The sequence below is a fragment of the uncultured Microscilla sp. genome (assembly GCF_947493425.1).
GTDB lineage: Bacteria > Bacteroidota > Bacteroidia > Cytophagales > Microscillaceae > Microscilla.
Genome location: NZ_CANLRP010000112.1, coordinates 22430 through 28429, shown reverse-complemented (window position 1 = coordinate 28429; position 6000 = coordinate 22430). Strand labels below are relative to the sequence as shown.

Annotated in this window: 3 protein-coding genes; 2 read left to right on the top strand and 1 reads right to left on the bottom strand. The window is 43.0% G+C overall.

Going from position 1 to position 6000, the window contains the following annotated elements:
• Positions 1-1036 (top strand): hypothetical protein (locus Q0954_RS23085; protein ID WP_299460907.1); only part of this gene is annotated, 1036 nt, incomplete at its 5' end.
• A 91-nt stretch (positions 1037-1127) separates the two neighbouring features.
• Here the strand turns inward: Q0954_RS23085 and Q0954_RS23080 are convergent.
• Positions 1128-3938 (bottom strand): TonB-dependent receptor, encoded by a 2811-nt coding sequence (locus Q0954_RS23080; protein ID WP_299460905.1) that lies wholly within the window; start codon positions 3936-3938, stop codon positions 1128-1130.
• 777 nt (positions 3939-4715) lie between these two features.
• Here Q0954_RS23080 and Q0954_RS23075 point away from each other — a divergent pair.
• On the top strand, positions 4716-5981 hold the full coding sequence (locus tag Q0954_RS23075; protein ID WP_299460904.1) for a hypothetical protein: 1266 nt from the start codon (positions 4716-4718) through the stop codon (positions 5979-5981).
• Positions 5982-6000: the final 19 nt, after the last annotated feature.

Genomic DNA, 6000 nt, shown 5'->3' with positions numbered 1-6000 from the left:
CGACTTGTCGCACCGATATGCATCGGTATCCAAGGACTTGAAGCACCGATATGCATCGGCATCTAAGGACTTGCCCCCCTGTCGGGGCTATGGACTACGGACTAAATGCTGCGGACTATTGACAAATTATAATGAACAAAATTCTAATCAAAAATACTTTATGAATCACCAAACCCTTGCTTTAGATACCGCGCAAAAAATGATGTTGGCACTACAAAACAGCGCCTTAACCAACGAAACCAACGTTACTTTTATCAAAGATTGGTTGCGACATGTACAGGCACCAAACTCTGATCAGTTTCAACGCTTTGCTCTCCAAAGCACCCACCAAGGCAAGCGCCTTACCCTGCAGCATACAGGCAATGCTAAAGAGGTATTGAAGAGGTACGCCACTTATTATCAGGATCGACTCAAGGCGAGCACAAGTATTTTGCAAAGGCTGGTAGACCTGGGCATTGACTGGCAGCCTGCCAGAATGGGCTCGTGGCTGGAGCTCAACACCTTGGGCGCAAATGCGGGTTGGTATTTGCCTGGAGAGATGCCTATGAACCAAGTGCTCCAGACGCTTGACCCAAACGACCACAAACGCAGGGTGTTGAATCGTTGGATCAGCTTGTGCCCCAAGGTGGCTTGTTTGGGTTATGGGGAGTCTTTAGCTGAGCCAACCATTCGGCAATTAGACCTGATGACAGCACCCTCCGACGAGATCGGCACTCAATACTATCAGACATTGCACTTGGCAGATTTGTTACAAGTACCTGCTTTTCCGGGTTTTTTGCTAGAAATTTTAGAAACCTATGAAGTACATCAATTGGTTATTTCGCTGTGGATGACCTCTGAGGAAATGCTCAAGTTTGGGTTAAGGGTGTTGTACCCCTCCAACAAACTATTGATTGCTTTGTGTATGTTGGCAAAATTCAAAGATGAAGACCAGGTGGCTTTGGCAAAGACCTATGGTATATCAGAACAAATACAATGGGTTGAAATTCAACAAACATCGGATGGGCTCATGGCAGAGATAAGCTTTAGTGTGTGAAAAGTGCAGCGAATATTGATTACACAAAAAACCTCCTCAGAGAATGGCATCTCTGAGGAGGTTTTTGTTTTAAATTAACCAAAGTGATTGATTAAAATCTTAATTGAACCGATGCATTAAACAAGAAACCTAATTGGCTAAAGTGGTAGCCATCGTAGGTCATTTGTGAGTAGCGTTGGTTAAAAGTAATCAAATTTGATTGTACCTGAATTGGCGTAAGCCCAAAAGCATTGGTGCTGGTATCATCTATGATGGCTTGTCCGGCAGGGTTTTCAGCCACAAACTTCCATTGAGGAAGGATGCCCAAAATATTGTTGGCATTCAACGAGATGGTCAGCTTATCAGTAGGTGAAATAGTAACCCCCAGGTCGGTTACAACTCTTGGCTCAAACTCAGTTCTTAGGTTATTGTCAAGCCCTTGTTGCTTAAAGGTAGTTTTGCCAAAAAGCGTATTGTTTACCATAAAAGTAACTTTTCCTAATTCATAATTCAGTCCAAGAATCCACTTGGTTTCTGGTCTTGAGGTAAAGAAAAGCGCCTCTTGGGTGGCATTGGCTACCGACTGATTGGATGATTCAACAATGGCAGGGTTTTTTACGTTATTGATTCGCTTGTTTTCCAACACCACGTTTCCTGATAAATTGATAGAAAGCGTACCAGAGCCTAAAGCAAGGTAACGAATGGATCCTACAAAATCAATCCCTGAAGTACGCGTGTCAATGGCATTGCTAAAAAAGCTTACATCACTTAAGTTATTGGCAGTGAGTAGCGCATCTAATGGCGTATTTCCTGCTGTAGTAGGCCCTATTTCTGTACCCAATATAATTCTGTCTCTTACCTCAATGTTGTAATAATCAATGGCAATGCTTACCCCTTTTTTAGGCTTCAAAGCAAGACCTGCAGTAAAGTTTTGAGATTTTTCAGCTTCAAGTGGCTTGATGCCCAATAGTTTTGCTTGGGGCGATACATTATTCACTAAACCACCTACCTGGATACCCTGACCAGGCACAAAAGAATATTGTGCTTTTTGGGTGTAAATTTGATGCAGGGTAGGTGCACGAAAACCAGTAGATGCTGAACCTCTCACGATTACCTTGTCATCAAGAAACTTATATCTAGAGCTTACTTTCCACACAAACGCTTCGCCAAAATCGCTGTATTCCTCAACCCGTGCCGTTCCATTAATCAGGAAGTTATCCGTAATATCATACAAAAGGTCTATATAACCCCCAATATTGTATCGGTTAAACTTGCCTGAGTTTTCTGGTTGGTTTCCGGCAAAAGAGTCAGCACCACCACCATCATAAGAAGCCAAAGAGCCTTCTATCACGGTAAAAGTTTCTGACCTAAACTCTGTACCCAGACCCAAGCTTAGTTTTTCTCCAATTTTTCTGGAAACATCTATGTTACCCACGGTATGGGTAAAACGAGTGCCTCCTACGTCGAATGTGATGGGAGAATTTTCGCGGTATAGCAACGACCCTTGGGTAAGCTCACCGGTATCTACAGTTCCATTGCTGTTGGCATCTAACCAGGTAGAAGGCGAATAAACAAAGTTTCTGTTATGTGAATTATTCACCGTATAGCTTTGTTGGTTTCCACCTACGGTTAAAGAGGCGTCGTGGTTCCACTCGCCTAGCTTACCCTTAACTCCAAGCGTGGCATGGTAATCGGCAAGGTTTCCGTCAAAACTAGGCACATATCCATCGTATCCACTAGGGTTGGTAGGGTGGTTTCCCGGAAAAAAGTTAGCCAAATATGGAAAATCCTGGATGGTTCTCCAATAGGGGGTACGGTAGTTGGCAAAGCTGTTTACTTTCTTATACACATAAGCCGCATTACCATATACCTCAGTGTTTTCAGAGATGTTGATACCACCATTTATCAAAAACTTAGAAGCGGTAGTTTGAGGTGCTCCATTGATGTTACCTGCATCAGGTTTTCTGGTCAAAAACTCATTTACAAAGTTGATATCAGCCCCAAAATCCATGGCTTCCCCTGCGGCATTTACTGTACCAGGCCGGTTAGACAACCCCTGCTGCGAAAGGTCTACAGCATAATTGATAAAGCCCTTTCCGGCAAACTTAGAACCATTGGTAAATGACACGCCAAAAAACTCGCCATCACCTGCTCCGGTAACTCCTCCTCTTAAAGTAAGTGCAGGCGCATCGGTCTGGTCTTTTAACACCACGTTAATTACCCCCGCAATCGCATCTGAACCATACTGTGCCGAAGCACCATCTCTCAAAACTTCTACCCGTTTGATGGCATCTATAGGTATTGCCGAAATATCAGCACCGGTTTCGCCTCTACCCGGAGAGGTTTGTACATACAATAAAGAACTCAGGTTTTTTCGTTTTCCATTGATCAAGATCAAAGTACGACTTGGGCCCATATTTCTTATCTCATAAGGATCCAACAAAGATGTGGCATCATTTACTGGAGTTTGTACCGTACTAAATGATGGGATAGAGTATTGCAATGCCTTATCAAAGGTAGTTTGTCCGGTGGCCACCAACTCTTTGGCACCTATCTTATCTATAGGCAAGGGCGTGTCTACTTCTACCCTGGGCACACCACGGCTTCCTACTACTACTACATCATCCAACGCAGCATCTCCTGCCATCACAATGTTAAACGTACTTCGTCCACTCACGCTTAACTCTTGGGTTTTGAAGCCTACAAAACGCACCTGAAGAATAGCGTTTTCTGAAACATTCAGGGTAAATTTTCCTTCAGCGTCTACAGCTGTACCATTGGTGGTACCCTTTTCAAGCACTGTAGCACCAATCAATGGCTGTTGTTTTTCGTCCAAAACAGTTCCTGAGACCGTTTTTTTCTGTGCGATAACTACACCTGATAGCAGCAGTAACATGGTAATAATCAGTATTTTTTTTGTCATAATGGTATTATGTTTATGGTTAAATTAGCCGCGAGGATATGATTATTTGTTAATTAATGCAAATTACTTATCAAAAATTAGGTGAAATAGGTGTGAATTAATACAAGCTCCTATTTTTATTTGGCGCCAGAGGAAGCATCAGCACTATATTTAGAGACCGTTTTGAATGAATATAAATTAAGGCATTCGACACGGCAGGGAGGGAGCATTGGTTTTCCTTTTTGACCAATCGCCTCAAAATCTGATGCTTTAGCTGCAGTAAACCGCGACAGGGCACAGTTGTAAGTTTGACTTTAGGGTTTCATTTCACACATTTCCTCAAAAACAAGCAAGACACACCATTTCACACCAGACCACTTTCCTCTAAAAATAATCTTATCTATAGAATGGTTTTAGGCTTGTAAAAGCCCCGCCAGGCAATGCACATGAAGGGCATTTGAAGGGGTGGTTGTAGAGTGTTTGAAGGGCAACAAAAATAGCATACGCCCGCCCATTGCCCGTACTTTGTTTCATAGTCTTGAAGGTGCGCACCCATCAGACCAAATGATATACTAAGATGAAAGTGATTTTAGGATTTACAGGATTGATTAATGTTGGTATTCAGGTAACTAGTCAAAATCCATCCTCAAAACCATTTTTGTTTAAGTATAAAACAATCGGGCAATATTGCCCTTCATCAGGAAGGCAAAAGAAAAGACCCTGTTGGGCGATCAGTCAATGATGCTACAGGAACTGCTAGTCTTGCTAGGTGCCTCAAAAATTAACCAAAACAAAACAATGAAAAAGTTATCGTTTATTGTATTCCTATGTTTGAGCTGTGCCGCCATTACCCAGGCACAAACCAGAGTAACCTCTTATGACAACAACAACGAAGGGCGTAAAGGAACAGACAATGTGTTTTTAGGCACCAGTGCTGGAGCCTTTACTTCCAACGGCAGCCAAAATATTTTTGCAGGCTATCAAGCTGGGCTGCGTAATAAAACTGGCATTGGCAATGTGTACCTGGGGCACAGGGCAGGGCAAGATGGAGGCACGGTGGGCAATAATGTCATCATTGGAAGAGACGCAGGCCGTTATAATAAAGCAGGCAGCAATGTGGTCTTAGGGGCAGAAGCAGGCGAATATAATGAAGGCAGTCGTAATATATTGCTGGGCTATCAAACAGGAGTCAACAATGTTGGCAGGTACAATATATTTTTGGGAGAGCAGGCAGGTTCTAAAAATGCTGGTGAGTATAATGTCTTTATGGGTTTTCAATCAGGACTGAACAATACCACTGGCAAAGACAATACTTTTATAGGGAAGCTGGCAGGTCGTGACAATACCACGGGTAATAACAACCTGTTTATGGGTAATATAGCTGGACACAGATCTACCACGGGTAACAACAATACATTTGTGGGCATGGAGGCCGGGCGTGGCAACACCAAAGGTTATGACAATGTGTTTATGGGGTATCAGGCGGGGTTTGGCGCCATGGTAGGCGACCGAAACATCTTTATAGGGAATAGTGCAGGGCGAAGTACATCCTCTGGTAATAATAACGTATCTATAGGGTACCAGGCAGGGTATAGTAATTCTCTGGGGAGCAGCAGCGTATTTTTAGGGTATCAGGCAGGGTACGATGAAACAAAAGCTGGACGTTTATATATTGCCAACTCTAGGACCCGTACCTTAATTTATGGAGAGTTTTATAGCAAAAAGGTAGGAATTAACACGATTACCCCTGAGGCTACCCTTGACGTAAATGGCAGTATGAAAGGGCATAGCCTCACCCTCAATGTGGGTAGTTTCCCCGATTATGTGTTTGAAGCAGACTACGACCTAATGCCTCTCGAAAAAGTAGACGCTTATATCAAAAAGCACGGACACTTACCCAAAGTACCCAAAGCAGCAAAAGTAATAAAAGAAGGCATGAACGTAGCCCAAATGAATGTGTTGCTCATGGAAAAAGTAGAAGAACTCACCTTATACACCATTGCCTTGAAAAAGGAACTTGACCAACTCAAACAACAAGTCAACAAATCTACAGCTAAAAAATAACCCTCCACTTTTGACCTAC

Bases quoted from the DNA above. Each gene is read 5' to 3' on its own strand.
- Q0954_RS23080 (WP_299460905.1), bottom strand. From the start codon at position 3,938: ATGACAAAAAAAATACTGATTATTACCATGTTACTGCTGCTATCAGGT.
- Q0954_RS23075 (WP_299460904.1), top strand. From the start codon at position 4,716: ATGAAAAAGTTATCGTTTATTGTATTCCTATGTTTGAGCTGTGCCGCC.